At 61.1% G+C, this 23,947-nt stretch carries 21 protein-coding genes and 2 pseudogenes; 19 read left to right on the plus strand and 4 right to left on the minus strand.

The window, feature by feature from the left end:
* Positions 1 to 1,348: 1,348 nt before the first annotated feature.
* Positions 1,349 to 2,329 (minus strand): LysR family transcriptional regulator, encoded by a 981-nt coding sequence (locus IVB50_RS37435; protein WP_018460432.1) that lies wholly within the window; start codon positions 2,327 to 2,329, stop codon positions 1,349 to 1,351.
* Positions 2,330 to 2,431: 102 nt separating this feature from the next.
* Here IVB50_RS37435 and IVB50_RS37440 point away from each other — a divergent pair, with 102 nt between their 5' ends.
* The 12 genes and pseudogenes from IVB50_RS37440 to IVB50_RS37495 all read left to right on the plus strand — a co-directional run bounded on the left by IVB50_RS37440 (position 2,432) and on the right by IVB50_RS37495 (position 11,752).
* Positions 2,432 to 3,376: a ketopantoate reductase family protein gene (locus IVB50_RS37440; RefSeq protein WP_026234030.1), complete on the plus strand. Its 945-nt coding sequence runs from the start codon at positions 2,432 to 2,434 to the stop codon at positions 3,374 to 3,376.
* Between the two features lie 4 nt (positions 3,377 to 3,380).
* Positions 3,381 to 3,767 (plus strand): VOC family protein, encoded by a 387-nt coding sequence (locus tag IVB50_RS37445; RefSeq protein ID WP_026234029.1) that lies wholly within the window; start codon positions 3,381 to 3,383, stop codon positions 3,765 to 3,767.
* 13 nt (positions 3,768 to 3,780) lie between these two features.
* Positions 3,781 to 4,251 (plus strand): MaoC/PaaZ C-terminal domain-containing protein, encoded by a 471-nt coding sequence (locus tag IVB50_RS37450; protein ID WP_018460428.1) that lies wholly within the window; start codon positions 3,781 to 3,783, stop codon positions 4,249 to 4,251.
* Positions 4,248 to 5,474, plus strand: coding sequence for a CoA transferase (locus IVB50_RS37455; protein WP_018460427.1), 1,227 nt, complete (start codon positions 4,248 to 4,250; stop codon positions 5,472 to 5,474). The genes IVB50_RS37450 and IVB50_RS37455 overlap by 4 nt, the downstream gene beginning before the upstream one ends.
* A 3-nt stretch (positions 5,475 to 5,477) precedes the next feature.
* Complete coding sequence (gene aroE, locus IVB50_RS37460; protein ID WP_018460426.1) at positions 5,478 to 6,305, plus strand: shikimate dehydrogenase; 828 nt, start codon at positions 5,478 to 5,480, stop codon at positions 6,303 to 6,305.
* A gap of 15 nt (positions 6,306 to 6,320) precedes the next feature.
* Positions 6,321 to 7,175: a shikimate dehydrogenase gene (locus IVB50_RS37465; protein ID WP_247299819.1), complete on the plus strand. Its 855-nt coding sequence runs from the start codon at positions 6,321 to 6,323 to the stop codon at positions 7,173 to 7,175.
* Positions 7,176 to 7,226: 51 nt separating this feature from the next.
* A complete protein-coding gene (locus IVB50_RS37470; RefSeq protein WP_007601261.1) occupies positions 7,227 to 7,895 on the plus strand; it encodes an amino acid ABC transporter permease in 669 nt (222 codons plus the stop codon).
* A gap of 12 nt (positions 7,896 to 7,907) precedes the next feature.
* Complete coding sequence (locus IVB50_RS37475; protein WP_018460423.1) at positions 7,908 to 8,564, plus strand: amino acid ABC transporter permease; 657 nt, start codon at positions 7,908 to 7,910, stop codon at positions 8,562 to 8,564.
* A 51-nt stretch (positions 8,565 to 8,615) separates the two neighbouring features.
* Positions 8,616 to 9,443: a transporter substrate-binding domain-containing protein gene (locus IVB50_RS37480; protein ID WP_018460422.1), complete on the plus strand. Its 828-nt coding sequence runs from the start codon at positions 8,616 to 8,618 to the stop codon at positions 9,441 to 9,443.
* Positions 9,444 to 9,505: 62 nt separating this feature from the next.
* On the plus strand, positions 9,506 to 10,252 hold the full coding sequence (locus IVB50_RS37485) for an amino acid ABC transporter ATP-binding protein (RefSeq protein ID WP_018460421.1): 747 nt from the start codon (positions 9,506 to 9,508) through the stop codon (positions 10,250 to 10,252).
* 13 nt (positions 10,253 to 10,265) lie between these two features.
* A complete protein-coding gene (gene aroQ, locus IVB50_RS37490; protein ID WP_018460420.1) occupies positions 10,266 to 10,712 on the plus strand; it encodes a type II 3-dehydroquinate dehydratase in 447 nt (148 codons plus the stop codon).
* A 6-nt stretch (positions 10,713 to 10,718) separates the two neighbouring features.
* A pseudogene (locus tag IVB50_RS37495) lies at positions 10,719 to 11,752 on the plus strand (Gfo/Idh/MocA family oxidoreductase).
* A gap of 1,320 nt (positions 11,753 to 13,072) precedes the next feature.
* Here the strand turns inward: IVB50_RS37495 and IVB50_RS37500 are convergent.
* A pseudogene (locus IVB50_RS37500) lies at positions 13,073 to 14,266 on the minus strand (IS256 family transposase).
* 265 nt (positions 14,267 to 14,531) lie between these two features.
* On the opposite strand from IVB50_RS37500, the gene IVB50_RS37505 reads away from it, so the two are divergent.
* The 5 genes from IVB50_RS37505 to IVB50_RS37525 are packed head-to-tail and all read left to right on the plus strand — an operon-like array spanning position 14,532 to position 19,155.
* A complete protein-coding gene (locus IVB50_RS37505; protein ID WP_018460419.1) occupies positions 14,532 to 15,833 on the plus strand; it encodes an ABC transporter substrate-binding protein in 1,302 nt (433 codons plus the stop codon).
* A 55-nt stretch (positions 15,834 to 15,888) separates the two neighbouring features.
* A complete protein-coding gene (locus IVB50_RS37510; protein WP_247299822.1) occupies positions 15,889 to 16,788 on the plus strand; it encodes a branched-chain amino acid ABC transporter permease in 900 nt (299 codons plus the stop codon).
* On the plus strand, positions 16,788 to 17,744 hold the full coding sequence (locus IVB50_RS37515) for a branched-chain amino acid ABC transporter permease (protein ID WP_085359164.1): 957 nt from the start codon (positions 16,788 to 16,790) through the stop codon (positions 17,742 to 17,744). The genes IVB50_RS37510 and IVB50_RS37515 overlap by 1 nt, the downstream gene beginning before the upstream one ends.
* On the plus strand, positions 17,744 to 18,487 hold the full coding sequence (locus IVB50_RS37520) for an ATP-binding cassette domain-containing protein (RefSeq protein ID WP_018460416.1): 744 nt from the start codon (positions 17,744 to 17,746) through the stop codon (positions 18,485 to 18,487). The genes IVB50_RS37515 and IVB50_RS37520 overlap by 1 nt, the downstream gene beginning before the upstream one ends.
* A gap of 5 nt (positions 18,488 to 18,492) precedes the next feature.
* Positions 18,493 to 19,155, plus strand: coding sequence for an ATP-binding cassette domain-containing protein (locus tag IVB50_RS37525; RefSeq protein ID WP_039801403.1), 663 nt, complete (start codon positions 18,493 to 18,495; stop codon positions 19,153 to 19,155).
* A 51-nt stretch (positions 19,156 to 19,206) separates the two neighbouring features.
* Here the strand turns inward: IVB50_RS37525 and IVB50_RS37530 are convergent, their stop codons facing one another.
* Both IVB50_RS37530 and IVB50_RS37535 read right to left on the minus strand, forming a co-directional pair.
* Positions 19,207 to 19,683: a hypothetical protein gene (locus IVB50_RS37530; RefSeq protein ID WP_247299825.1), complete on the minus strand. Its 477-nt coding sequence runs from the start codon at positions 19,681 to 19,683 to the stop codon at positions 19,207 to 19,209.
* A gap of 1,184 nt (positions 19,684 to 20,867) precedes the next feature.
* Positions 20,868 to 22,274: a DHA2 family efflux MFS transporter permease subunit gene (locus IVB50_RS37535; RefSeq protein ID WP_018460412.1), complete on the minus strand. Its 1,407-nt coding sequence runs from the start codon at positions 22,272 to 22,274 to the stop codon at positions 20,868 to 20,870.
* A gap of 197 nt (positions 22,275 to 22,471) precedes the next feature.
* Between IVB50_RS37535 and IVB50_RS37540 the strand changes: the two genes are divergently transcribed.
* A complete protein-coding gene (locus IVB50_RS37540; protein WP_026234026.1) occupies positions 22,472 to 22,780 on the plus strand; it encodes a hypothetical protein in 309 nt (102 codons plus the stop codon).
* Positions 22,781 to 22,800: 20 nt separating this feature from the next.
* The gene (locus tag IVB50_RS37545; protein ID WP_018460410.1) at positions 22,801 to 23,688 is read left to right on the plus strand and encodes a sigma-70 family RNA polymerase sigma factor; all 888 of its coding nucleotides are present in this window, start codon (positions 22,801 to 22,803) and stop codon (positions 23,686 to 23,688) included.
* The last annotated feature ends 259 nt before the right edge of the window (positions 23,689 to 23,947 follow it).

Here is a 23,947-nt window from a genome sequence, read left to right on the forward strand (position 1 = left end):
TAGCGCGTCTTGCCGGTCGCCACACCCACTGCCGGATTGTCTGACATTTGGGATCTTGTTCGGCATAGAATCCTCCCGATACAGCGGGAGCAGGGGTCAAATGGTATCAGTCCCAATACACCTCCAATGGCGTTGCGCCGCTGGGTGTCTGAGCCAAACGCCGGCGAAGGGCGACAAGCAACTAGTGAGCAGCCAAGGAATTTCAAGAAGGACACCAAGCCTCATTACTCCACAAGATTTCCGAAGCCTGAGGAGTTTGCCTGCAGAAACTTCTCGGGAGCGGGTTGGCTATGCCGTCAGCCGCCGTGCCTTTTGGATGAGCAACTGCCGCAGGCGTTGAGGGTCAGGCATCCCCACAGGTCCGTCGTCCCCAACATGATTGGGCTGCCATCCAGGACCTCTGAGGGCGCGTCCGCAGCGAGCGGCCCCTTCAGCCGCCGTGCGGCGGAGCCGTCTGCGAGTTGGCCCCGAATCCACCTAGGATCACGCGGGGGCGGGCGCCCCCTGCGCACCGGCAAATGATGGGTCCGCGATCCAGCCAAAGGTCACTCCTCATACTCTTGAATCGGTGTCGCCGTAGGCGGGTGCTCGCCGACGCCCCCGTTACTACCCCCAACTTGTATCGTTGTGTTGGGCAAGAGCGAAACGCCCGGGCGGCCGGCAGGCACGGCGAGGATCGCAGGATACGTGAGGTGTAACTTAGCGTGCGATAAATTCGCATCTAGAATTTGCGCGGGTTGTCGTTCTAGGTCCTCGTTTGTCTCAGCCACAACACACAGTTCGTACGCGCGGTGCCGATTACTGTTCTCGGCCACGAATTCGGATCGGAGTCCGAGTCCCTCCCGCCATGCCAGATTGAACAGCCGACGGCATTAGGGACGACAAGGTGGGTGCAACGGACCAAGACAATCGATTGGCGGCGCGTCTTGCGCATTGTCTCACGGACGTGTATTACAGCCTCAGCAAGGCAGCGTGAAAAGCACGATTTTTCATAGGGTTACGTAGGAGTCTTCGGAGGTTCGATCCCTCCCGCCCCAGCCAGATGTCAAGCTGTTGAGTTCATTCGGTAAGCAGTTTCACTTTGGGCGCGTTTGGAAACACAGATTTTAAGGCTCGGTCCAGAATCGAACTAAACGGCGTGGCCATGCTGGCTTATCTCCGAGGCTTCCATCCGAACATATACCGTGGAAGCTGGGCGGGCAGGTGTTTTGCCCTCATCGTAGAATAGGGTGCTACGGCGAACGAAGCGGACAACCGGTCCAGATGCGCATGTGCGGAATTGCAGCCGTGCCGCAGTCGGCCCGGCCGGTGGCCTCGGGCGCGGTCGTTGCCCCGCTACCGGGGACCATTACGACTGCAAATCGCGTGGCCTTCGTTTCCTTGGCCGACCGGAACGATATAGACCCCGCACTTCCTGCTGTTGAAAGAGCTCCGCGCAGACGCCACGCAGCCATTGGCTTGCCGGGTCATGATGGAAGCGGGCGTGCCAGTATTGCTTCACCGTAAATCCGGCGATTGCCAGCGGGCAGTCGAGCACGCGCAGTCCGTAATAGTGAGCCAGCGTTTCACCAATGTGCCTTGGAAGGGTGGCGATCAGGTCAGTCGTCCCGACGATTGCAGGCAACCCCAAAAAGCCGGGTAGCTCCAGCCCAACGTCTAGGACTAATTTCTGCTCCTGCAGCGCAGCGGCGAGCAACTGATGCCCGGTGCCGGAGCGAATGAGGACGTGTGCCTCACGCCTGAAATCCTTTGCCGTGATGCGGTCGCGGATCCGGGCATGTTTCGCGCTCGCCAGGCAGACCCAATCCTGCGGAAACAGTGCCTGTTGGAAGTGTCCCGCGTCGAGATCCGAGATGTAGCCGAGCGCCAGATCGGCCTTTCCGGACTGCAGCATTCTTGGGGTGTCGGGGCCGATCTGTGTCGCCTCGATACGAACGCCAGGCGCAACGCGACGGACCTGAGCGAGAATGGAGGGAAGCAGCGTGACGTGACTTCCATCCGTCATGCAAATGGCGAAACGGCGTTTCGCGGTTGTCGGATCGAAGTCGCTGCGAAGCTCGGCCAGGCGACGCAGCATCTCCAGCGCCTGCCTCGCCGTGCCGATCAGAGCCTCCGCGCGCGGCGTCGGCAGCATGCCGTCTGCTGACCGGACGAAGAGCGGATCGTCTAATTCCTTTCGCAGACGGGCCAGCCAGATCGAAATGGTCGGCTGACTTTGACCGAGCTTCTCGGCTGCCTTGGTGACGCTACCCGTTGCGAACAATGCGTCGAACAGCCTGAGCAGGCGCGGGTCCAGCAGGTTGGTCTCGATGGGATCCTGGTGCTTCATTGCGATTCACAATAATTGCTATAAAGATCATAATATATCTAAATATCGAGCGGCCGGCTACCGTGCTTCCAACGCCGAGAATGGCGCGGGAGAAGCGTTCGGATGAGGATCTGCTTTATCGGAGCGGGAGCCTTGGGCTCGACCATCGGCGGTACGCTGGCGCGCGGCGGGGCCGAGGTCTGGCTGATCGATCCGTTCCAGGCTCATGTCGACGCTATCAATGCCGGCGGCCTACGGGTGCTCGAAGTTGGCGCCGAGACCGTTGTGAAGGTCACTGCGTGCACTTCCGCGACCCAGGTTGGCGTAGAGGCAGACCTCGTCATTGTCCTCGTCAAATCCTACCACACGCGGGATGCCATCCGTGCCGCGGCGCCGATCATCGGGCCGCGGACGGTCGTGATGTCGCTTCAGAACGGTCTTGGTCACGAGGACATCCTGTCGGAGGAGGTTGGTCGTGACCGGGTCATGGCGGGCAAGACCTACGTCGGCGGTGTGCTGCTCGGCCCTGGTCATGTTCGTTCCGGGGTCCTCGGCAAGGAGACCATCATCGGCGAGCTTGACGGTCGCTTGACGGAACGTGCGCAGCTAATCTCCGGGACTTTTAATCGCGCCGGAATTCTCACGCGGCTCAGCGACAACATCTTGGGCACGATGTGGGACAAGTTGTTCATCAACGTCGCCGGAGGAGGAATTACCGCCGTTACCGGGCTGACTTATGGCGGCCTGTATTCGCTGCCAGTTCTGGAAGATTGCGCGCTGGCCGCAATCTCGGAGGGCATCGCGGTTGCGCAAGCTGCCGGCGTGAAGATCTCGATTACCGATCCGCGACGCGCCTGGACGATGGCGTCCGCCGGACTTCCGCCCGAGTTCAAGACGTCGATGCTGCAGAGCTTGCAGTCCGGCAATCTGACCGAGGTTGACTACATCCACGGCTCCGTCGTGCGTTGGGGCGCCAGGCTCAACGTGCCGACCCCCGTCAATTCCACCCTCGTCGCGCTGGTCAAAGGCATCGAATACGCCCGCAGCGACTATCCTGGAAGGTCTTGAGACAATGTCATTGCCCCGCGCTTATGTCGAACACGTCGCGATCCGTGTGCCGGACGTTGATCGTCACGTCGACTTCTTTCGTGAGGTGCTTGGTCTCGCCAATCGCGATGAGCAACCCGCCGATGGTACGCGCCCGCGTCAGGTTTGGGTGCTCGGAAGCGTGCAACTCATTGAAGATCCGAATTTCGTCGGACCAGAGGGGCGTCTCGCCCATCTCGGCATCATGGTCGACGATTACGAAGGTGTACTCACCCGTGCCGCCGCCTGGGGCGCCAAGGCGTTGCCCGCCGGGCCGAACTGGCTCGAGCTGCCGGGCGGGCTCAACGTCGAAATCTTGCAAGCCAGCGCAGGCGCCGTGGAAGCCGCCCTGGCGATCAATCCCCGTGCCTAGAGGAAGACGCGATATGACAGATGAGCGCTACTGGGACGATGCCAAGGTCGGCGATGAATGCGTTACGCCACCGGTGACGGTCACAGAAGGAATGGTAAATGCCTACGCCGAACTGACGGGCGATTTCACGCCGGTCCATGTCGACGAGGAGTACGCGAAGACAACGCCGTTCGGCACGCGCGTCGCGCACGGGCTGTTTGGTCTGTCGCTGGCCGACGGTTTGAAGACCCGTGCCTACTACCGCTTCCTCCCGGGAATGTCGCTGGGCTGGACGTGGGATTTCAAGCTGCCGATCAAGCTCGGGGACACCGTGCACGTGAAGTTCCGCGTGGGTTCAATGCGCGAGACAAAGCGGGACGGGTGGGGCATCGTGGTGCTGCCCTCGGAGCTGATTAATCAGCGCGGCGAAGTGGTGCAGCTCGGTGAGCATCGGCTGATGATTCCGATGCGCCCGAAGACCGGCGTCGCGGGAGAGCGCGCATGACCGCGCAAGATCTGCCGCTCAAAGGCGTCCGCGTCATCGACTACAGCCATTTCCTGGCCGGCCCGTTCATGGGCCGTTGCCTCGCCGCGATGGGCGCGGAGGTCATCAAGGTGGAGCGTCCAAAGGGCGGCGACGCAGGCCGGGCCCATGGATATTTCAAGGACGAACAATCCGGCTACTTCCTACAGCAGAATATGGGGAAGCAGGGACTTTGCATCGACCTGCGCGACAAGCGTGGTCTCGACATGATGATGAAGCTGGTCGACACAGCCGATGTCTTCATCGAGAATTACCGACCCGGCGCACTCGAACGTCTCGGGCTTGGTTACAAAGCGCTATCGGGGCGGAATCCGAAGCTGATCTATTGCTCGGTCTCCGCCTATGGTCACACCGGTCCCTATGCCGATCGTCCGGGCTTCGGCCTGATCGCAGAGGCGATGTCGGGGGCCCTGGCGCAATTGGGCAATCCCGGCGAAGCGCCGCCACTGCTGCGGATGCCGCTGGCCGATATGTACACTGGCATTCATGGCGTCGCTGCTATCAATGCGGCGCTGGTTGGCCGTGCGTCGTCCGGGCGCGGCCAACATATCGATCTGGCGCTGTACGATTGCATGGTCTCGATGCACGACTATGCGGTTCAGCGTTACTTCCTCTCGGGCGGCGCTGACCTGCCGAAGCAAACCGGCAGCGGACAGCCGGACTCGACCGTTTACGGGGTCTTTCCGGCCAAGGACGGCAATCTTGTCATCGCTGCGCAAGTCGATGATGCGTGGCGACGATTGGCGAGCCTGATTGGAGGAGACACGCTGGCATTGGACGAGCGTTTCGCCAAGCCCGCCGCGCGGAACGCCCATTATGCTGAAGCCATGGAGATTGTGCGCAACTGGACGCTATCACAGCCGTCTCGGGATGCGTGTCTTGCGGCACTCGAGGAAGCAGGTGTGCCGTCCGCTCCCGTGCAGACCATCGAAGAGGTCGCGAGGGATCCGCAGATCCATGCGCGCGGCATGCTGGTCGAGCAGGAGCATCCGGTGCTCGGCAAGGTAACGCTGCCGAACCTGCCGTTCCGGTTCTCCGATTGCGACACTACGGTGCGTACTCCGGCGCCACTGCTTGGGCAGGACAATCGCCGCATTGCCGCATCGCTGGGACTGTCGGCCGAAGCCGTCGACGCGATGGTGCGCGACGGCGTGCTTTACAACGAAGCTGCAGTGCGGGAGTGAGCGATGAGCGATCGTTATGCGGTGATTGGCAATCCGATCGGCTTCAGCAAATCACCCTTGATCCATGGCACTTTCGCCAGAATGACGGGACAGGATCTCGTCTATGAGGCGATCGAGGGACCTATCGATGGCTTCAGCCGACGGGTCGACCAATTCCGGACAGAGGGTGCCAAGGGGCTGAACATCACCGCCCCTTTCAAGCTCGATGCCTTCGCTTATGCAAATGAGCTTTCAGAGAGCGCCAGACGGGCAGGTGCCGCAAACTGCCTGAAATTCGAGGGCGACCGGATCATCGCCGAAAATTTCGACGGGGTAGGGCTGGTGCAGGACATCACTGCCAATCTCGGCGTCAAAATGGCCGGTCGGCGCGTCCTGATGCTCGGCGCCGGGGGAGCGGCGCGTGGCGCGTTGCTGCCTTTCCTGCGCCAGCAACCGTCCGAGTTGGTTCTCGTCAATCGAACGCTGTCCAAAGCCGTGGCATTGGCCGAAGAGTTTGCCGGCTGTGGTCCCCTGATGGTGAGCGGCTACGCTGAACTGGCGGACCTTGCCGAGGGCTATGACGTCGTGGTCAACGCGACCTCTGCCAGCCTGCGAGGTGAAATGCCGCCGCTTCCGGGGAATGTCTTCCAGGGCGCGGAGCTGGCGTACGAACTTGCCTATGGCAAAGGATTGACTCGCTTTCTGCAAGCGGCCCGCGCCGAAGGCGTGGCCAAACTGGCTGACGGCGTCGGCATGCTGGTCGAGCAGGCGGCGGAAGCCTTCGTCTGGTGGCGCGGCGTGCGACCGAGCACGGCCCAGGTCATCGCCGAATTGACTGTTCCATTGAGCTGACGGACGACGCCGACAATGCATCGCAAACCCGGCTTTCTCGTCGGCCTGATCGGCAGCGGCATCTCGGCGTCTCGCACGCCGCCCATGCACGAAGCGGCCGCCGACGCCGCTGGCATCCGCTATCTCTACAAGAAGATCGATCTGACCGAGTTGAACCTCGGCGTCGAAGCATTGCCGGAATTGCTCACGGCCGCAAGGCGGATGGGCTTTGACGGTTTGAACGTAACCCATCCCTGCAAGCAGGCGATCCTTCCACTGCTGGACGAGCTTTCGCCCGACGCCGAGGCGCTTGGTGCGGTGAACACCGTGGTCGTCAGGAACGGCCGAATGACCGGCCACAACACCGACTGGTTCGGCTTCGCGGAGAATTTCCGCCGCAACATGCAAGGTGCACCACTTGGTCGCGTCGTGCAATTCGGCGCAGGCGGCGCCGGTGCGGCGGTTGCTTTCGCGCTGATGAAGCTTGGCGTGCAGGAACTGACCATCATAGACGTCGACCTGGCCAAGGCGCAGAGCGTGGTCGACGGCTTGTCCTCTCGATTTGTAGAAGGGCGCTTGAGGGTCGGCCAGGATGTTGCCGCCGCCGTGGCGGCCGCAGACGGAATTGTCAACGCGACGCCGATCGGCATGGACAAATATCCGGGAACGCCGCTGCCGCTGGCGATGCTGTGTTCCGGTCTCTGGGTTGCCGAGATCATCTACTTCCCGCTGGAGACCGCGCTGCTGCGCGCGGCGCGGGCCCTCGGCTGCCGCACGGTCGATGGTGGCGGAATGGCTATCTTCCAGGGCACCGAAGCGTTCCGCCTGTTCACGGGCGTCTCGCCTGATCCAGACGTCTTCTTCGCAACTTTCGCATCCCTGGGAGGGTGACACCCGGCCGATGGGCGAGCGGCACGCACAACGCCCGAGAGGAAACGCAAGATGGGCTACACGCTCGATTTCTCGGTGGTTTGGCACGCAATGCCCGCGTTGCTGTGGGGTTGCGTGGGGACATTGGGTTTGGCGCTTGCTGGCATGACGCTCGCAATGATCATCGGCGTCGCGGGCGTCGCGGCCCGCGATGCGAAGGCGGCCTGGTTGCGCGCCATCGTGATCGGCTTCGTCGAAATCGTGCGCAACACGCCGTTCCTGGTGCAGATCTTCTTTCTGTTCTTTGCACTGCCGCTCGTCGGGGTAAAGCTCAATCCGACCGCCACGGCCATTATCGCACTCGGCGTCAACGGAGGCGCGTACGCCATCGAGATCATCCGCGGCGGCGTGCAATCGATTCACAAAGGGCAAATCGAGGCTGGCTACGCGCTCGGACTGCACAAAGGGCAGGTATTCCGTTCCATCGTACTCAAGCCCGCGCTTCGCGCGATCTATCCCTCGCTCACGGGACAGTTCATCATGCTGACGCTGACCTCGTCGATCTGTTCGGCTGTGTCGGCTTACGAATTGACGTCGGTCGCGCAGCGAATCGAAAGCGACACATTCCGCAGCTTCGAGGTCTATTTTTTCGTCACTTTCCTCTACCTCGCGATCTCCTGGCTGCTGATGGCGGGCTTCGCAATCATCTCTCACCGCTTCTTCTCATATCCGACGCGCTGAGGAGCACAGATCATGACACCGCATTTCGGCGTTCCCGAGTTCGGCTTCCTCCTGCGTGGTCTGCAATGGACGGTACTCCTGACGCTGGTTGCATTCGTCGGTGGCTGTACCGCCGGCCTGGTCGTCGCATTGTTGCGCACCTGCGGTCGCACGACCGTGGAATGGATAGTTCGGATCTATATCGGAATCTTCCAGGGGACACCGCTGCTGCTGCAACTGTTCGTGGTGTATTACGGCTTGGCGCTCCTCGGATTGAAGCTGTCAGCATTCGTTGCGGTCGCGATTGGGTTCACCGTCAACGCCTCGGCTTTTCTGGGCGAGATCTGGCGCGGCGCAATCCAGGCCGTGCCTCGCGGTCAGACCGAGGCCGCGATGGCGCTCGGTCTACACTATTCCGCGCGCATGCGCGACATCGTGCTGCCGCAAGCCATTCGCATCGCGCTGCCGGCGACCATTGGCTATCTCGTGCAGCTCATCAAGGGTACCTCGCTCGCTGCCATCGTCGGCTTCATCGAACTCGCCCGCGCCGGTCAAATCGTGTCGAACCAGACCTACCAGCCGTTGCTCGTCTTCGGTGTGGTCGGCGCGATGTATTTCATCCTCTGCTGGCCACTCTCGTGGTGGGGCAGTCGGATGGAGGCCAGGCTCGCCCTGGCCGGTCAAAGGTAGGTTCGGCGCACCTACTCAATCAAACACAGCCATCACCAGGAGGAGATACTCATGTTGTTTTCGCTCAATCGCCGCCAACTCGGCGTTACGCTGCTGACGCTGTCGGCCATCGTTGTCGCAGGCGGCTCGCAGGCGGGCACTCTGGAGGACGTGAAGAAGAAGGGCGTCGTCGTCATCGGCATTCAGGGCGATAATCCGCCCTGGGGCTATGTCGATAGCTCAGGAAAGCAGGATGGGATCGATGCCGACATGGGGCGTGCCTTCGCTGAATATCTCGGCGTGAAGGCCGAGTTCGTCCCGCTGGCGGTGGCCAATCGTATTCCGGCGCTGACCACAGGCCGCGTAGACATTCTGTTCGCGACCATGGCCATGCTGCCCGAGCGTGCGAAGGTGGTACAATATTCCAAACCCTATGTTGCCAATGAGATTACACTTGTCGCTGCCCAGGCAACGCCGATCAACAGTAACGCCGATATGGGGAAGTACGTTATCGGCGTCCCACGCTCCTCCACGCAGGACACCCAGGTAACCAATAATGCTCCTGCGGGCGCCGAAATCCGCAGGTTTGATGATGACGCGGCCACGATCCAGGCACTGCTCTCGGGTCAGGTGCAGGCGGTCGGGGCAAACAGCTTCTACCCGCAGCGTCTGAACGCTGCAAAGCCGGAACTTGGGTTCGAGCCCAAGCTTCACTTCACCGCCTTGTACAACGGGGCCTGCACGCGCCTCGGAGAGAAGGAGTGGAACGAGACGGCGAACAAATTCGTCGACCAGATCAAGTCCAATGGCAAATTGGCCGCTTTCTACGCCAAGTGGATGAAGGCGCCCGTGCCGGTCTTCCCCGACTCGGTCCCCGGCGTTCCGTTCACAGTTCAATAGTCACTGCAAGCGGCCGACGCGCTGGGCGCGTTGGCCGCCGTCCGATAACGGAGGCCGAATCCATGCAGGACCAGATCCTGATCGAAATGAAGGGCGTGCAGAAATGGTACGGCGGGTATCAGGCTCTCCGCAACGTTGACCTCACTGTGCGCAGAGGGGAAAAGATCGTGCTTTGCGGTCCGTCCGGTTCGGGCAAGTCGACGCTGATACGCTGTATCAACCGCCTGGAGGCAATCCAGCAGGGCAGTATCGTGGTGAACGGTCATCGGTTTGACGACAGCATCAAAGCCATCGATGTCGTACGCCAGGACGTCGGCATGGTCTTTCAGAGCTTCAACCTTTTTCCGCATATGACGGTCTTGCAGAACTGCATGCTCGCGCCCATTCGCGCGCGCCGCATCAGCAAGACCGAAGCGGAGGCGAGCGCGCGAAAATATCTCGAGCGGGTGCGCATTGGCGAGCAGGCCGAGAAGTATCCGGCGCAACTCTCGGGCGGTCAGCAGCAACGTGTCGCGATCGCGCGTGCTCTCTGCATGCAGCCCAAGGTCATGTTGTTTGATGAACCGACTTCGGCTCTCGATCCGGAAATGGTCAAGGAAGTGCTCGACACGATGATTGGCCTCGCCAACGACGGCATGACCATGATTTGCGTCACCCATGAAATGGGTTTTGCCCGCCAGGTTGCCGACCGTGTCATCTTCATGGCTGAAGGGCAGATCATCGAAGAAGGTGTGCCCGACGCTTTCTTCCGCAATCCGCAGCACGCTCGCACCAAGCAGTTCCTTGGCGAGATCCTCGCCCATCACTGAACGGAGTTATTCCATGAGCCGTCTTGTCTACGTCCTCAACGGGCCAAATCTCAATTTGCTTGGCAAGCGTCAGCCCCACATCTATGGCCACGAGACGCTTGCGGATGTGGAGCGAGATTGTCGGGGGCTAGCCACGGAGCTGGCTCTGGAGATGCGCTTTCACCAGTCGAACAGGGAATACGAGCTGATCGACTGGATCCACGAGGCGCGCGAGACGGCTGTCGGCATCGTCATGAATCCCGCGGCTTTCACCCATACCTCGGTCGCCATCCTAGACGCTTTGAACACGTTCGAGGGGACAGTAATCGAGGTGCACATTTCCAATGTGCACAAGCGCGAGGAATTCCGCCACCGCTCGTTCGTTTCCAAACGAGCTGATGGCGTTATTGCAGGCTTCGGCACTCAGGGTTATCTGCTCGGTTTGCGTCGGTTGGCCAAGCTGCTCGATGAGAAGGGATAGAATCGTATGAGTGCACCCGTCCGCCTGACGGTCATGGGAGCGGGTCTCATCGGCAAGCGACACATTGAACATATTCTCGCGCGGCCGGAGGCGGTCTTATCGTCAATCGTCGATCCGATGCCGGTTGCACGGGAGTTGGCGGTATCGCTCAAGGTGGACTGGTTTTCGTCCGTTCAGGACATGATCTCTGAAAACCGGCCGGAGGGGGTGGTTGTCGCCACCCCCAACCAGATGCACGTGGCCAACGGCATGGATTGTATCGCTGCGGGCATCCCGGCGCTGATCGAGAAGCCGTTAGCGGATGATATCGTGGCGGCACAGACGTTGGTCGAAGCATCCGAGCGGGCGGGCGTGCCGCTGCTAACCGGCCACCACCGTCGCCACAACCCGATGATCCAGCGCGCCAAGGCGGAGATCGACAGCGGCAGGCTCGGTCAGATCGTGTCAGTGCATGGCATGTTCTGGCTGATCAAGCCGGACGATTATTTTGAAGTGCCCTGGCGCGGCGAGAAAGGAGCGGGTCCCGCTTTCGTGAATCTCATCCACGATGTCGACCTGCTGCGGTACCTGTGCGGGGATATCGTGGCGGTACAGGCTGCCCAATCCAATCGGCTGCGTGGAAATGCGGTCGAAGAGACCGCGGTGATCATCCTGCACTTCGCGTCCGGCGCGCTGGGAACGGTCAATGTCTCCGATACCATCCAGTCGCCTTGGAGCTGGGAATTCACCACCGGAGAGAATCCGGCCTACAGCATACGCTGGAGACCTGCTACCAGATCGGCGGCACGAGGGCATCGCTGGCCATTCCGCAACTCGATCTGTGGCATCACCCGAGCAAGGCCAGCTGGTGGGCGCCGATCGAGCGCGAGCGGCTGAGGTTCGAGAAAGAAGACCCGCTTGGCCTGCAGATCGCAAATTTCTGTGGCGTTATCCGCGGCACGGCCACGCCTGTGGTGAGCGGGCGCGAAGGGCTAAAAACGCTCAGGGTGATCGACGCGGTCAAGCGCGCAGCGGAAACCGGAGATCTCGTGTCGTTTTGACTCTGGTAAGCACAGGTGTCTACGCTGAAGTATCGATATTTTATTTGGCGAACCATCAAGGTGCCGCTGATAGACAATGCTGGGAGCACTATGATCCTGCGACGAAGGCCCGTTTTCGGCCGGATAAACCCAGTGGTGCGATTGGTAAGTCATTGATTGTTCTCTACCCGTCGCTATCTCTTAATCAGCGGGTCCCAGGTTCGAGCCCTGGTGCGCCCACCAAATAAATCAAGACCTTAGCAAGAGAAACCGTTTGAGACCGACGGACTAAAACGGTTTTTCAAACGGTGTTCTTGACGGCCAGCCGGCGAGTCCACTCTCGGCATTGTGATCTACTCTGTCCGTCTCGACGGAGGCCAAGGCGACTCGAAGGCCGTCCGGCAGAACCACTTCCTTGATGTTGTATGTAGATCAGAGCCGCCCGACATAGCCGGCATTTTTCCACTTCTGTTCAATTTCATCAGCGACGCATTGGGTAGCCGCGCAGCGCCTCCACCGAAATAGTGCTTGAAGTCGATGTGAACTCTTATGTTGTCTGGCCAATAAGCCGCCATGCGGTCATAGAGGAGAACCGATCCGGTCTCGAAGCGCCGATAGACCGATTTGTGCATCGGCGATTTTGATTCCGCCATTCGGAGGTTCGATCTCTCCCGCCGCAGCCAAGCAGTCACTCAATTATAGAGAGTGGGACCGTATTGGCTGAAAGTGCCGCATTTTACGGGATTTTTGTGCGGCTCTCTAAAGTCTCTGCTCCTCTGAAACCGGCAACCTTGGCGAGAAGTCGTCGAAAGTCTCCAGCCCAAACCGCAGAAATTACCTTTTTCCGTGGAGACGATTGGCAGAGACCGGTTCGATCACCACTGGACAGTGGGGGTGGCAGTGAATTTTGACGGTTTCAAACCGCTCGACGACTATTGGCTCTGCGATGGCGATAGCTATTCTGCAGAAGCGGAAAACGGAACTCGAAATTGCTAAACGGCTCTGTCGAACGATTGCTATCGCATGCGCGGCAGGGCTCACAGGGGACAGTGGTGATGCGACAGCGCGTTCGCTTTGAAAGCGAGTGCAACCACACCCTTTAAATTGATCACTTCTCTCTCCAGAGGCATACGTAGCCAAGCGCGCATTCACGCTTCGCAGTCGATAACCGCTCCGAGTGGGGGCAAGTGGGACGGTCGGTAAGGTTCATGAGCATACTGAACCAATCTCATTATATACTGTCGAGCCGCGGAAGCCCTTCCCACCAGCACCGATCGTGTCCCGTGGCGTGGTGTAGCTGGCGGCGGGTCACCGCGTTCGCCGGCTGGAGAGCCGGGCTGGTCAGCTGGCGATAGCCGTGATGCTGACGCTCGGATCATCGCTCAACGGCGCGATGGTTTCCAGTGCCATGTAGCGGGCACGCTGGACGGCCCATTCATCATTCTGTTCGAGCAGGATCGCGCCGATGAGGCGAGTGATGGCGTCATCGTTGGGGAAGATGCCGACCACCTCGGTCCGCCGTTTGATCTCGCCGTTGAGACGCTCGATCGGGTTGGTCGAGTGCAGCTTGGTCCGATGCTGTGCGGAAAGGTCATGTAGGCGAGCACATCGGTCTCGGCCTCGTCGAGGAAGCCGGCAAGTTTGGGCAGCTTGGGGCGGAGCTGGTCGGCGACCTTGCGCCACTGGGTTCGCGCGGCCTCGGCGTCGTCCTGGGCAAACGCTGTGGCGATGAAGGCGGAGACGACGCGCCGCCCGCTCTTGCCGGCATGCGCCAGCGCGTTGCGCATGAAGTGGACGCGGCAACGCTGCCAGCTGGCATCGAGCACCTTGGCCACGGTGGGCTTGATGCCTTCGTGGGCGTCGGACACGACCAGCTTGACGCCGCGCAGGCCGCGGCGGGCGAGCTGGCGCAGGAACGCCGTCCAGAACGTCTCGGCCTCGGAAGGGCCGATGCCAATGCGGAGGACCTCGCGTCGGCCGTCGCTATTGACGCCAACCGCGACAATCACCGCGACTGAGACGATGCGGCCATTCTGGCGCACCTTCACGTAGGTGGCGTCGATCCACAGATACGGCCAGTCGCCCTCGATCGGACGGGCGAGGAAGGCCTTCACCTTGTCATCGATCTCGCCGCACAGCCGGCTGACCTCGCTCTTGGAGATGCCGGTCATGCCCATGGCCTGGACGAGGTCGTCCACCGAGCGGGTCGAGACGCCCTGCACATAGGCTTCCTGCACCACGGCGGTGAGCGCCTTCTCGGCCATGCGTCGCGGCTCCAGGAAGCCCGGGAAGTAGGAGCCTCGCGCAGCTTGGGAATGTGCAGCTCAACCGCGCCGGCGCGGGTCTCCCAGATCCGGTCGCGGTAGCCGTTGCGCTGGGCCAGGCGTTCGGGGCTCTTCTCTTCGTAGGCCGCCCCGGTCTGGCCTTCCACAGCTCCATCAGGCGCTGGGCGGCAAAGCCGATCATCTCGCGCAGCAGATCGGCGTCGGGGGTCTTCTCTACGAGCGTGCGCAGGTTCATCATGTCTTCGGTCATCGGTGGTTCCTCGGTTGCGTTGGCGTGTCGCAACCCGATCCTACCGGAGAACTGCCGGTGACCACCGCAAAGCTGCCCGCCCGCTACGGCGCTATTTGAAGGCGCGCATCCGGGCGGCTTTGCTCTACCGAGCTACACCACCACCGGGGACACGACCCCAGCAACTAGTAAGTGCTGGCAATATTTCAGAATTATAAGTAGCGTCGCGGCAAGAAAAATCGCGATGGCCGCCCGGTCAACGCAAGTTAAAAATGGGGAGATTCAAATGCTTTTGCTGAAAGCCGCAGTTGCAGCCGGTCTAGTCATCACAGCTTTTACGGGCGCTGCGCTTGCGCAGAGCAAGCCGCCGGAAATCAAGATCGGTATCACCACTTTCCTGTCGGGACCGGCTTCCGTATTCGGCGTACCGGCAAAGGCCGCGGCCGAGATGATTGCAGAAGACCTCAACAAGAAGGGCGGAATCGGCGGTGTACCGGTAAAACTGTCTTTCATCGATGAAGGCGCCGGCGGCGAGGCATTGGTCTCGAACTACCGGCGCATGGTGCAAGACGAAAAGGTCGACGTGACTTTCGCCTCCATCTCCTCGGGCAGCTGCAATCAGCTTGTCCCGGTCGCCGAAGACCTCAAAGTCATGAACTTTATGTGGGATTGCGGTGCGGCTTCTATTCTGGAGACGAAGAAATATCGCTACAATTTCCGCACGCAGGCTAACGGCACGCCGGAGATGCTGGCGGTGCTCGTCTATCTCCTTAAGACAAAGCCCGACTTTAAGACCATCGCGGTCGTCAATCAGGACTACGCGTGGGGCCGCGAAAGCTGGGAAATCTTCTCCACCGCATTGAAGGCGCTGAAGCCCGACGTTCAGGTGTTGGCGGAGCTTTTTCCGAAGTTCGGTGCGCCGGACTATTCCACCGAAGTTTCGCGCTTACTGGCATTGCGGCCGGATGTCGTTCTAACCACCTCCTGGGGCGGCGATCTCGACACGCTGGTCCGTCAGGCCGGTCAACGCGGCCTGCTGCAACAGTCGACCTTCGTGTTGGGCATCGGCGAATCCTCGATCCAGCGACTGGGCAAGGATCTGCCGGAAGGCCTGATCGTCGGCGCGCGTGGCGATCATTGGTTCCTGCATCCTGAAAAGAAGAACGATCCGGCCTTCAAGGCGTTTGCCGAGGCATTCAAGGCAAAGACCGGCGCCTGGCCGATTTACCCCGTCTACCACATGGCGCAGGCTTTCACGGCGCTGCAAGCTGCCTATGACAAGGCGATCAAGGCCAATGGCGGCAACTGGCCGACACGGGAGCAGGTCGTAGACGCAACCTCCGGCACCGAGTTCGCGACCGGTTTCGGCCGGCCGATCACGCTGAGGCCCGAGGACAACCAAGGTCTGGAAGCGCAGCTCGTCGGCGTCACCAAGTCTTTCCCGGGCTATGACTTCAAACTGCTCGACAACATGATGATCTTTGATCCGAAGGTGATCACCAATCCGGCGGGCGTGCGCTCGGTCGAGTGGCTGAAGACGCTCAAGCCGGAATTCGTTAAAATGGACGTTCCGACCTTCAAGCAGTAGGCCAGATCATCGTCCTCCGGGCAAAAACCGCAGGACGGCTTTCCTGAAGGTCTCCATGAATTCGACTCTCGCCATATTGGCCGTCCTTGACGGGATCAGTTACGCCGCCTTGGTGTTCCTGGTTTCCGTCGGGCTGAGCCTGATTTTCGGTGTGCTTCGCGTGGTGAATGTCGCGCACGGGTCGCTTTATGCCTTTGGCGCCTATCTCGCCGCGACGTTGAGCCTCGTGATTGCGCAGGTGTCGCCGTGGCTTACCTATCCCGCATTGCTGGTTGCCTCCATCGTCATAGGGTTTGTGTGCGGCGGTTTCATCGAGCGCTTCCTGTTGCGGCCGCTTTACGGACGAGACGACGTGTTGCAGCTCCTGATCACCTTCGCGGCCTTCATGATCATGGACAATCTGCAGCGTCTGATCTGGGGCGTGCAGCCCATCTTCGCTGCTGAGCCCTTGAAGCTGTTGCCGAACATCAGCGTATTCGGCGTGAACTATACGTCCTACCAGGTCGTCCTGCTTCCAGGCGTGGCAGTCGCGACGTTGTTCGGACTGCGTTACTTCTTGCGGAAAACTCTTGCGGGAGCCGTGATTCTAGCAGTAACCGAGGATCGGGAGGCGTCAACCGCCATCGGCATCGACGCCCTACGCGTCTACTCTATTACGTTCATCATCGGGGCGAGCCTGGCGGCGCTCGGCGGCGCGCTTGCTTCGCCGACCACGTCGCTGGTGCCCGGCATGGGCGCGGACATGATCGTGCTCTCGTTCGCGGTGGCAGCCACTGCGGGTCTGGGGCAGATCGAGGGCACCGCCCTTACGGCCCTTATGATCGGTTTGACGCGCGCCTTCGTCATCTATCTGCAGCCGGAGTTCGAAGTTCTCGTACCCTATCTGCTGATGGTACTGGTGCTTCTGGTGCGTCCGTTCGGACTGTTCGGTACGGTGCAGATGAGAAAAATCTGATGGCGGGCCGTATCAAGCCGATCACGGCAGTCGCAATCATCTTGTTTCTGGCCAGCGCGGTACTGCCGCTCTTCGTCGCGAGCTGGGCGACGTTATTCGCGCTCATCCTCGCCAAGGGCATCGTGGTGCTCGGCATCGTCCTGTTGCTGCAGGCGGGACAAGTATCGTTCGGACACGCGATGTTCTTCGCCACCGGCGCCTATACCGCGGCGTTCTGGGGCAAGTACATCGGCGGCGGCGATATCCTGATCTTTCTCGCGCTGGGAGGCATAACCTCTACCGTTTTTGGCCTGATCGTCGGCCTGTTCGTGGTTCGCTACAGGGAAATTTTCTTTGGAATGCTGAACCTGGCATTCTCCATGGTCTTGTGGTCGCTGCTCGAGAAAATGTTCCACTACACTAACGGCGCGGACGGCATCCGGGTCGCCCGTCCTGGCTTGTTTGGGTTTTCGTTCACGCCGGAGACGTTCCAATACGTTATTCTCTACGTGAGCCTTTTGGTCGCGATTGCTGCCTTCTACGGCGTGCAACGCTATCTCGACAGCCCGCTCGGTCACATGTTGCGGGCAATGAAATCTAACGAAACCAGGCTCGAATATCTTGGCATGTCGGCGCGGCGCGTGCTGCTCATCGGCTACGTGTTCTCCGCATTTCTCGGCGGCATAGGCGGCACTCTGGTATCGATCATTCAGCAGATCGCGACCCCCGAATTCGGCTTCTGGACCAAGTCCGGCGAGTTCGTGTTCATCGCGATCCTCGGTGGCAGCGCCCATGCTTTCGGTGCGTTTGCAGGCGCGGCGATGTTCGAATGCGTACGGTTCTATGCCGCGGCGCATCTGGCGGATTCTTGGCAGCTCATTCTCGGCGTCGTGCTGGTCGTCATCATTCTTTACGCGCCGAACGGCCTTATCGGCCTCCGCCAGCGCTACGGTCAATCCGGGCGGGGAGGGCATTAATGGCCAACGTCCTGCTTTCTGCCAAGAACATCAAGATCCGGTTCGGCGGCGTCATCGCCGCCGATGGCATCGACCTCGACGTCCTGGAAGGCGAAAACCTTGCCATCATCGGGCCGAACGGGGCCGGCAAGACGACGTTCCTCAACATCTCGACCGGTTATCTTCGGCCGCAAGCCGGCACCGTTACCTTTCTCGGCCACGACATCACCGCGCAGCTGCCACGTACGATCACCAGGCTCGGCATTGCCCGCGCCTTCCAGATACCACAGCTGTTCCTCGACCAGACCGTGATGGAGAACATGTTGATCGCGGCCGCCTCCCTGCGAGGCCGTCCGTCTGGTTTCCAGGCTCTTTCTCTCATGCCGGAAGTGCCGGAAATGAAGCGGCTGCTGGATCTCGTCGGTGTCAAATCGTATGCGGAACGAACGGCGCGCGAACTGCCCGAAGGGCAACGCAAGCTGGTCGATATTGCACTCGCGCTCGCGCTGAAGCCAAAGCTCCTCCTGATGGATGAGCCGACTTCGGGCGTCGCGTCATCAGAGAAACTCACCATCATGGACATTCTAACCACGGCGCTGGCAAAGGAGAAAGTCACCTCGGTCTTCGTCGAGCACGACATGGATATGGTGGAGCGCTATGCCAACCGCGTCGCCGTGTGGAATGTCGGCAAGATCCAGATGGTTGGGACGCCGGCTGAGGTTCTGGCGGACCCGAAGGTCCGGGAACAGGTGATCGGGATATGACACCGATGCTGAGTTTCGAGAATGTCAACGTCGCGATTGCTGACGCGCCTGTGTTGCGAAATGTGAGTTTCTCGCTGCTGCCGGGTGTGAGCGCAGCGCTTATCGGGCGAAACGGCGCCGGCAAGACCACGACCGTGCGCACTATCATGGGCTTCACAAAAGCGAGCGGCACCGTTCGTCTGGGCGGCGAAGATCTTGGAGCGATCGCGCCGCATCGCCGGCCGTCGCTGGGTCTTGGCTACGCGCCTGAGGACCGGCGTCTGTTTTCCGCCTTCACCGTCGAAGAAAATATTTTGCTTCCCGGTCGTGTCGCCAAGCTGAATCCGGACGAGACGCGGCGGCGGCTGGAGCGAGCGTATTCGGTGCTGCCGGAACTCAAAGAGCTTGCCAAACGTCCGGCGGGATCGGTCTCGGGCGGCCAAGGCAAGATGGTGGCGCTTGGGAGGGCGCTTATGCTTGGTACCCGGCTGCTTATCCTGGATGAGCCATTTCAGGGTCTCGCGCCTGTGTTAGCGCAGCGATATGCGGAAGCACTCCGGCGGCTTCGTTTGCAGGATAAGGACATTACGCTGCTGATCACCGAGTCGAATCCAAAGCTGCTCGAAACCTTTGCCGACGTGACGCTTACCATTGAAAGAGGTGAGATCGAGGCCCGCCAAGCTAATTGAAGACGCGGTGGAGGAGCCGCCGGCCTAAGCAGACCTCGGCGGTTTACCGATTCAGCGTCCGCTCTGCCACGTGATCGTGGCACTCTGTTTCGACCGTTCCTCGTAATCGTCGCGATTCAGATCGACCGTCGTTGGATTTCGGGCACGTCGGCTTAGTGCAGGTGTTTTAGTTTGTCCGCAGGGGCTGGCCGTCACATGGTCGCGGCCCGCTTCAGCCGCCCAGTTGAACAACCCCGAGGCGGCCTTGCGCATATGACGTGCGTTGCTGACGGAGGGCTTGCCGAACTTGCCCGCGACGATGTCATTCGAGAGTGTCGCGATGTCATGCTTCGTCACCCGGCGCTGACGCACCATGAATTCATGGAAATGGTCGAGATTATCCGCGCTCTCGGCAATTCGTATCGCCTGGCTGCACTGGAGCCAGGAAGCGGCTTTCTCTACGGACGCTTCACCTTCAATTTCTGCCGGGTCGTTGTGTCGTGTGTCGAGCGGTAGGCGGCACTTCGGTGGCGCCCGGGTGTCGAGCATCTACGGCAGCGACCGTTTGCTGTGCGTGCCCATTATGGTTCAACCCGTGCAGACCATCGTGCGAGGCCCATGAACTGCCTCACGCGAAGGATCGGATCAGATATCGCAGGTCTGGTTGGTTGGGGAAAGACGGTAGCACCCTAGTGACTCGAACCCCCGACAGATCACCGCATAATCTAATACGCTTACCCTCGCAGGCCTCGGCTGCTCCGCCGCAAGTCCAAGATCCCACTGACGCGCCGAGCGCCGTTCTCCCTCGCCGCCGCCGCAACGAAATCGCAACGAATTGGGTGAAACGAGCGTGAACAAAAACGGGACGGAAGCACCTGCCGATGAGAGAAAGATCAACAACTTAGAAGATGTACACTGCGTTCGGGACGCAGCGGTCGCAGGTACAGAAGGCGCCGCCGAGCAATTTACATTTCGTCTGTAACCTGTTGATTTCGATAGTGCTGTTGTGACGGCGTTTTACAGCTAAGTAGCTGAAAGTTATTGTGAAAGATGAGACTCTTAATCTGCGGGTTCCAGGTTCGAGCCCTGGTGCGCCCACCAAGCATAAGCCCTCTTCTTCAAGAACTGACGAGAAGGGTCGCTGAGAACAAAACGGGTCTCGTGCGACGTTTTGTTGTCGGCGTTTTTGCGGTCGGATTGCTGCGAGACTTTCCTTTGTTTCTGCCCCGTCGCCGCAGGGGACCGCTGCTGCAGAATCGGTTGGTATCGTCACAGGATGCTGCCCAACGGGCTAGATGACCCCGTCTTTGCGCATTCGTTCCAGCTCGGGCTCCTGGAGCCCGAGAAGATCACCGAGTATCTCTCGGTTTCGTGCCTCGATAGCTTCGCCAACCAGAGAATTTCTCCAAGGCGTCGCGGCCCCGTGCGCATTCGCTTGTTCGCCGGGGCAGGTGATCGAGGAGCGACGTCAAGGCGCTGCCGGGGGGCGTCGCCGCGGTCGATGTCGACGCGGCCACAGGGCCAACCGGGATCGTTACCCGCGAAGAGCTCCAGCGCGAGTCCGATCGCGCAGCCGGCATCGTCCGCAAGGCCGCCGCGCCCTGACAGTGCCTTGGGCGCGGCGGCGGCGTGGTCGAAACTGCAACCGGTATTCTACCTGCTAGCCGATCATTGAAGGCCAGCACTTGGTCGCGAAGCGATCATCTCGCCTCCGGCTTTGATGGCTGTCAGTGTCACGCATCTTGCGGCGCGGCTGCTCCGGCGGTCCGCCGCCGTGCCGGCAGGAAACACCCCGCAATCGCGCCGGCCAGTGACAGCGTCGCGGCGAGGCTCATCGCCGCGGCAAATCCGCTCTCGAAATGCGCGGCCGAATCGACCCCGCCATGCGCCGAGAAGTTCGCCACCAGCGCGGCGATACCGAACATGCCGCCGAGGAAGCGGCCCATGTTGAAGATGCCGGACGCCTTGCCCATTTCGGCCACCGCGACCGAGCTCAGGATGGCGTTCTGTGCTGCCGGCATCGCCATCGAGACGCCGACGCCGGCCAGCACCAGCGGCGCGACCAGGGCGGAGTAGGTAACCGCAGAGCTCACGAGCTCCGCGATCCAGCCAAGTCCGATCGCCTGCATCAGCAATCCCGTCACCACTAGCGGCCGCTCGCCGAACCTGTTGACGACCGCGCCGGCGATCGGGGCGGTGACGAACAGCGTCGCGGTCCAGGGCAGCAGGCGAAGTCCGGCGCCGAAGGCGTCGAAGCCCAGCGCGGTCTGGAGGAACTGCGGCAGCAGGAACAAGACGCCGTACATCGCGGCGTAGAACAGCACGCTGGCGGACATGCCGGAGGCAAGCGCCCGCGATGCAAACAGCCGCATCGGCACCATTGGCGCGGTCGCGCGCAATTCCCAGAGAACGAAGCCGGCTGTGAACACCAGGCCTGCCATCAGCGCGGCCATGATTTCGGCGCTCGCCCAACCCACGGCGTTGCCGCGCAACAGACTCCACACCCACGCCAGCGCCGCAAGCGCGACAAGCGCCAGTCCGGGGATGTCCAATGCGGCGGCCGGGCCGAAGCTTTCGCGCAAGCGTGCCAGTACCAGGGCGATCGCGATCAGGCCGATCGGCAGGTTGATCCAGAACACCCAGCGCCAGCCGAAATGTTCGGTAATGAAGCCGCCGATGGCGGGACCGATGATCAGCGCGCAGCCGGTGATGCTGGCGAAAATGCCGAGCGCGCGAGCGCGCTCCTCGCGGCCGAACGTGCCGCTCAGGATCGCCATTGCCAGCGGCATCACCAGCGCGGCGCCGGCGCCCTGCAGCGCGCGGGCGGCGATCAGCGCGGTGGCATTGCCTGCGAGCGCACAGGCCGCCGATGCAACGACGAACAGGGCGAGCCCGGCCGCGAACATCCGGCGGCGACCGAAGCGGTCGCCGAGTGCGGAGCCGGTCAGGAGCAGCACGGCAAAGGTCAGATTGAAGGCGTTGACGGTCCATTGCAGCGTCTCGACCGGGCTGCCGAATTCGGCGCGGATGGTCGCGAATGCTGTCGTGATGATCATGGCATCGAGCGCCATCATGAAGGATGCCAGCGCGGTGACGCCGAGCACCCAGTTCTGCGCGGCGCGATTGATCGGGGTCTGCATCGCCCTGTCTCCGTGTGTCGCGCCAGCCTGTCGCGGCGCGTTCTGCGGGCTAGACGAGGGCTGAGCGGCAAAGGATGCGCCCAATAATAATTTGTTCCGGGCCGCATCCTTCGCCTGCCGGCAAACGTCCTAGGGGTGATGCGGCCATTTGCCCGATTTTGAGCGAACCAGGTCGCGACATCAGCAAGGAGCGCGCGATGAGAAGGACGTTGATCAGGTACAAGGCCAGGCCGGAGCTGGCCGATCGGAATGCCGAGCTGGTTTCGGCCGTATTTGCCGAATTGAAGGCGGCCGGCCCGGACGGCGTGCGCTACCTGACGCTACGGCTGGAGGACGACACCTTCATCCATCTTGTCGAGGCCGCGGCCGAAAACGGCTCGAGCCCGATTCCGAAACTCAAGGCATTTCAGACGTTCCAGGACGGCATCCGCGACCGCTGCGCGGAGCCGCCGCTGGTTCGTGATGTGAGGATCGTCGGCAACTATCGTATGCTGGACGAGTCCTGAACAAGCGAAGCGGAGGAGCAATGGCGCCAGACCCGCTGGCCACCATCGATACCGAGGCCCTGCTGGCGCGGATGCGGCCGAAACTGCATCGCTACTGCGCCCGCATGGTCGGCTCGGTCATCGACGGTGAGGATGTGTTGCAGGATGCGCTGATCAAGGCGATGGAAGCGCTGCAATCGGTCACGCCCGTCAATACGGAGGGCTGGCTGTTTCGCATCGCGCACAACACCGCGCTGGATTTCCTGCGTCGCCGCAACCGGCAGGAGGCGCTGCACTCGGCTGAAGAGGTGGAGATGATTGCCGACCAGCTCGATGATGTGGAAAGCCGCCAGATCGCCGCGACCAGCCTTCGCACCTTCATGCGGCTGCCGGTGGCGCAGCGCTCCAGCGTGATCCTGATGGACGTGCTCGGCTGCTCGCTTGCCGAGGTCTGCGACATCATGGATTTCAGCCTGCCGGCGGTGAAGGCCGCGCTGCATCGCGGACGCACGCAGCTGCGGGAGTTCGCCGGAGAGCCCGACGATGTGCCGCAGCCGGGCCTGTCGGAAGCAGATCGCACGCGACTCAACGCCTATGTCGGCCATTTCAATGCCCGCGACTTCGACGCGATCCGCGCCATGATCGCCGACGACGTCAGGCTCGAGCTCGTCAACCGTACCAGGCTGAAAGGCAAGGCCGAGGTGTCGAACTATTTCGGCAATTATTCGAAGAACAGCGACTGGCACCTGGTGACGGGGCAGGTCGAGGGACGTCCCGCGATCCTCGTGTTCGATCCGAATAAGCCGGCCGGGCGGGCGAAATATTTCATGCTTCTCGACTGGTCCGCCGGCAAGCTCGCCACCATCAGGGATTTTCGTCACGCAGCCTATGTTATTGATGGTGCGGAGTGCGTGGTGGATAGAGGGTGAACTCGCCTTCTCCATCGGAGCAGGCGCGTCGCTTGACTAGAAGGCCGTGGCAGGTTGAATGGGAGGACTGCCCGTCGGGCAAAACACCCGCCATCCCGTCAACCCCTCTCCACAAATATATTCCGCTTTACCGAAATTCGGAAACGGCGTATGTGTTGGCCATCCCGGCTCATCCTTGAGGGGCGATCTTGTGGTCGTCATGTTCGCGAGCCGGGCTTGCGGTGGACGCGGCAGCGTTCGGGTGCGAGAGGCCAAGGGC

The sequence above is a fragment of the Bradyrhizobium sp. 87 genome, from assembly GCF_023073015.1.
GTDB lineage: Bacteria > Pseudomonadota > Alphaproteobacteria > Rhizobiales > Xanthobacteraceae > Bradyrhizobium > Bradyrhizobium canariense_D.

Bases quoted from the DNA above. Each gene is read 5' to 3' on its own strand.
- IVB50_RS37445 (WP_026234029.1), top strand. From the start codon at position 3,381: ATGTCATTGCCCCGCGCTTATGTCGAACACGTCGCGATCCGTGTGCCG.
- IVB50_RS37520 (WP_018460416.1), top strand. From the start codon at position 17,744: ATGGCCAACGTCCTGCTTTCTGCCAAGAACATCAAGATCCGGTTCGGC.
- IVB50_RS37465 (WP_247299819.1), top strand. From the start codon at position 6,321: ATGCATCGCAAACCCGGCTTTCTCGTCGGCCTGATCGGCAGCGGCATC.
- IVB50_RS37485 (WP_018460421.1), top strand. From the start codon at position 9,506: ATGCAGGACCAGATCCTGATCGAAATGAAGGGCGTGCAGAAATGGTAC.
- IVB50_RS37525 (WP_039801403.1), top strand. From the start codon at position 18,493: ATGCTGAGTTTCGAGAATGTCAACGTCGCGATTGCTGACGCGCCTGTG.
- IVB50_RS37510 (WP_247299822.1), top strand. From the start codon at position 15,889: ATGAATTCGACTCTCGCCATATTGGCCGTCCTTGACGGGATCAGTTAC.
- IVB50_RS37455 (WP_018460427.1), top strand. From the start codon at position 4,248: ATGACCGCGCAAGATCTGCCGCTCAAAGGCGTCCGCGTCATCGACTAC.
- IVB50_RS37530 (WP_247299825.1), bottom strand. From the start codon at position 19,683: ATGCTCGACACCCGGGCGCCACCGAAGTGCCGCCTACCGCTCGACACA.
- IVB50_RS37435 (WP_018460432.1), bottom strand. From the start codon at position 2,329: ATGAAGCACCAGGATCCCATCGAGACCAACCTGCTGGACCCGCGCCTG.
- aroE (WP_018460426.1), top strand. From the start codon at position 5,478: ATGAGCGATCGTTATGCGGTGATTGGCAATCCGATCGGCTTCAGCAAA.
- IVB50_RS37475 (WP_018460423.1), top strand. From the start codon at position 7,908: ATGACACCGCATTTCGGCGTTCCCGAGTTCGGCTTCCTCCTGCGTGGT.
- IVB50_RS37450 (WP_018460428.1), top strand. From the start codon at position 3,781: ATGACAGATGAGCGCTACTGGGACGATGCCAAGGTCGGCGATGAATGC.
- IVB50_RS37545 (WP_018460410.1), top strand. From the start codon at position 22,801: ATGGCGCCAGACCCGCTGGCCACCATCGATACCGAGGCCCTGCTGGCG.
- IVB50_RS37515 (WP_085359164.1), top strand. From the start codon at position 16,788: ATGGCGGGCCGTATCAAGCCGATCACGGCAGTCGCAATCATCTTGTTT.
- IVB50_RS37480 (WP_018460422.1), top strand. From the start codon at position 8,616: ATGTTGTTTTCGCTCAATCGCCGCCAACTCGGCGTTACGCTGCTGACG.
- aroQ (WP_018460420.1), top strand. From the start codon at position 10,266: ATGAGCCGTCTTGTCTACGTCCTCAACGGGCCAAATCTCAATTTGCTT.
- IVB50_RS37540 (WP_026234026.1), top strand. From the start codon at position 22,472: ATGAGAAGGACGTTGATCAGGTACAAGGCCAGGCCGGAGCTGGCCGAT.
- IVB50_RS37470 (WP_007601261.1), top strand. From the start codon at position 7,227: ATGGGCTACACGCTCGATTTCTCGGTGGTTTGGCACGCAATGCCCGCG.
- IVB50_RS37535 (WP_018460412.1), bottom strand. From the start codon at position 22,274: ATGCAGACCCCGATCAATCGCGCCGCGCAGAACTGGGTGCTCGGCGTC.
- IVB50_RS37440 (WP_026234030.1), top strand. From the start codon at position 2,432: ATGAGGATCTGCTTTATCGGAGCGGGAGCCTTGGGCTCGACCATCGGC.
- IVB50_RS37505 (WP_018460419.1), top strand. From the start codon at position 14,532: ATGCTTTTGCTGAAAGCCGCAGTTGCAGCCGGTCTAGTCATCACAGCT.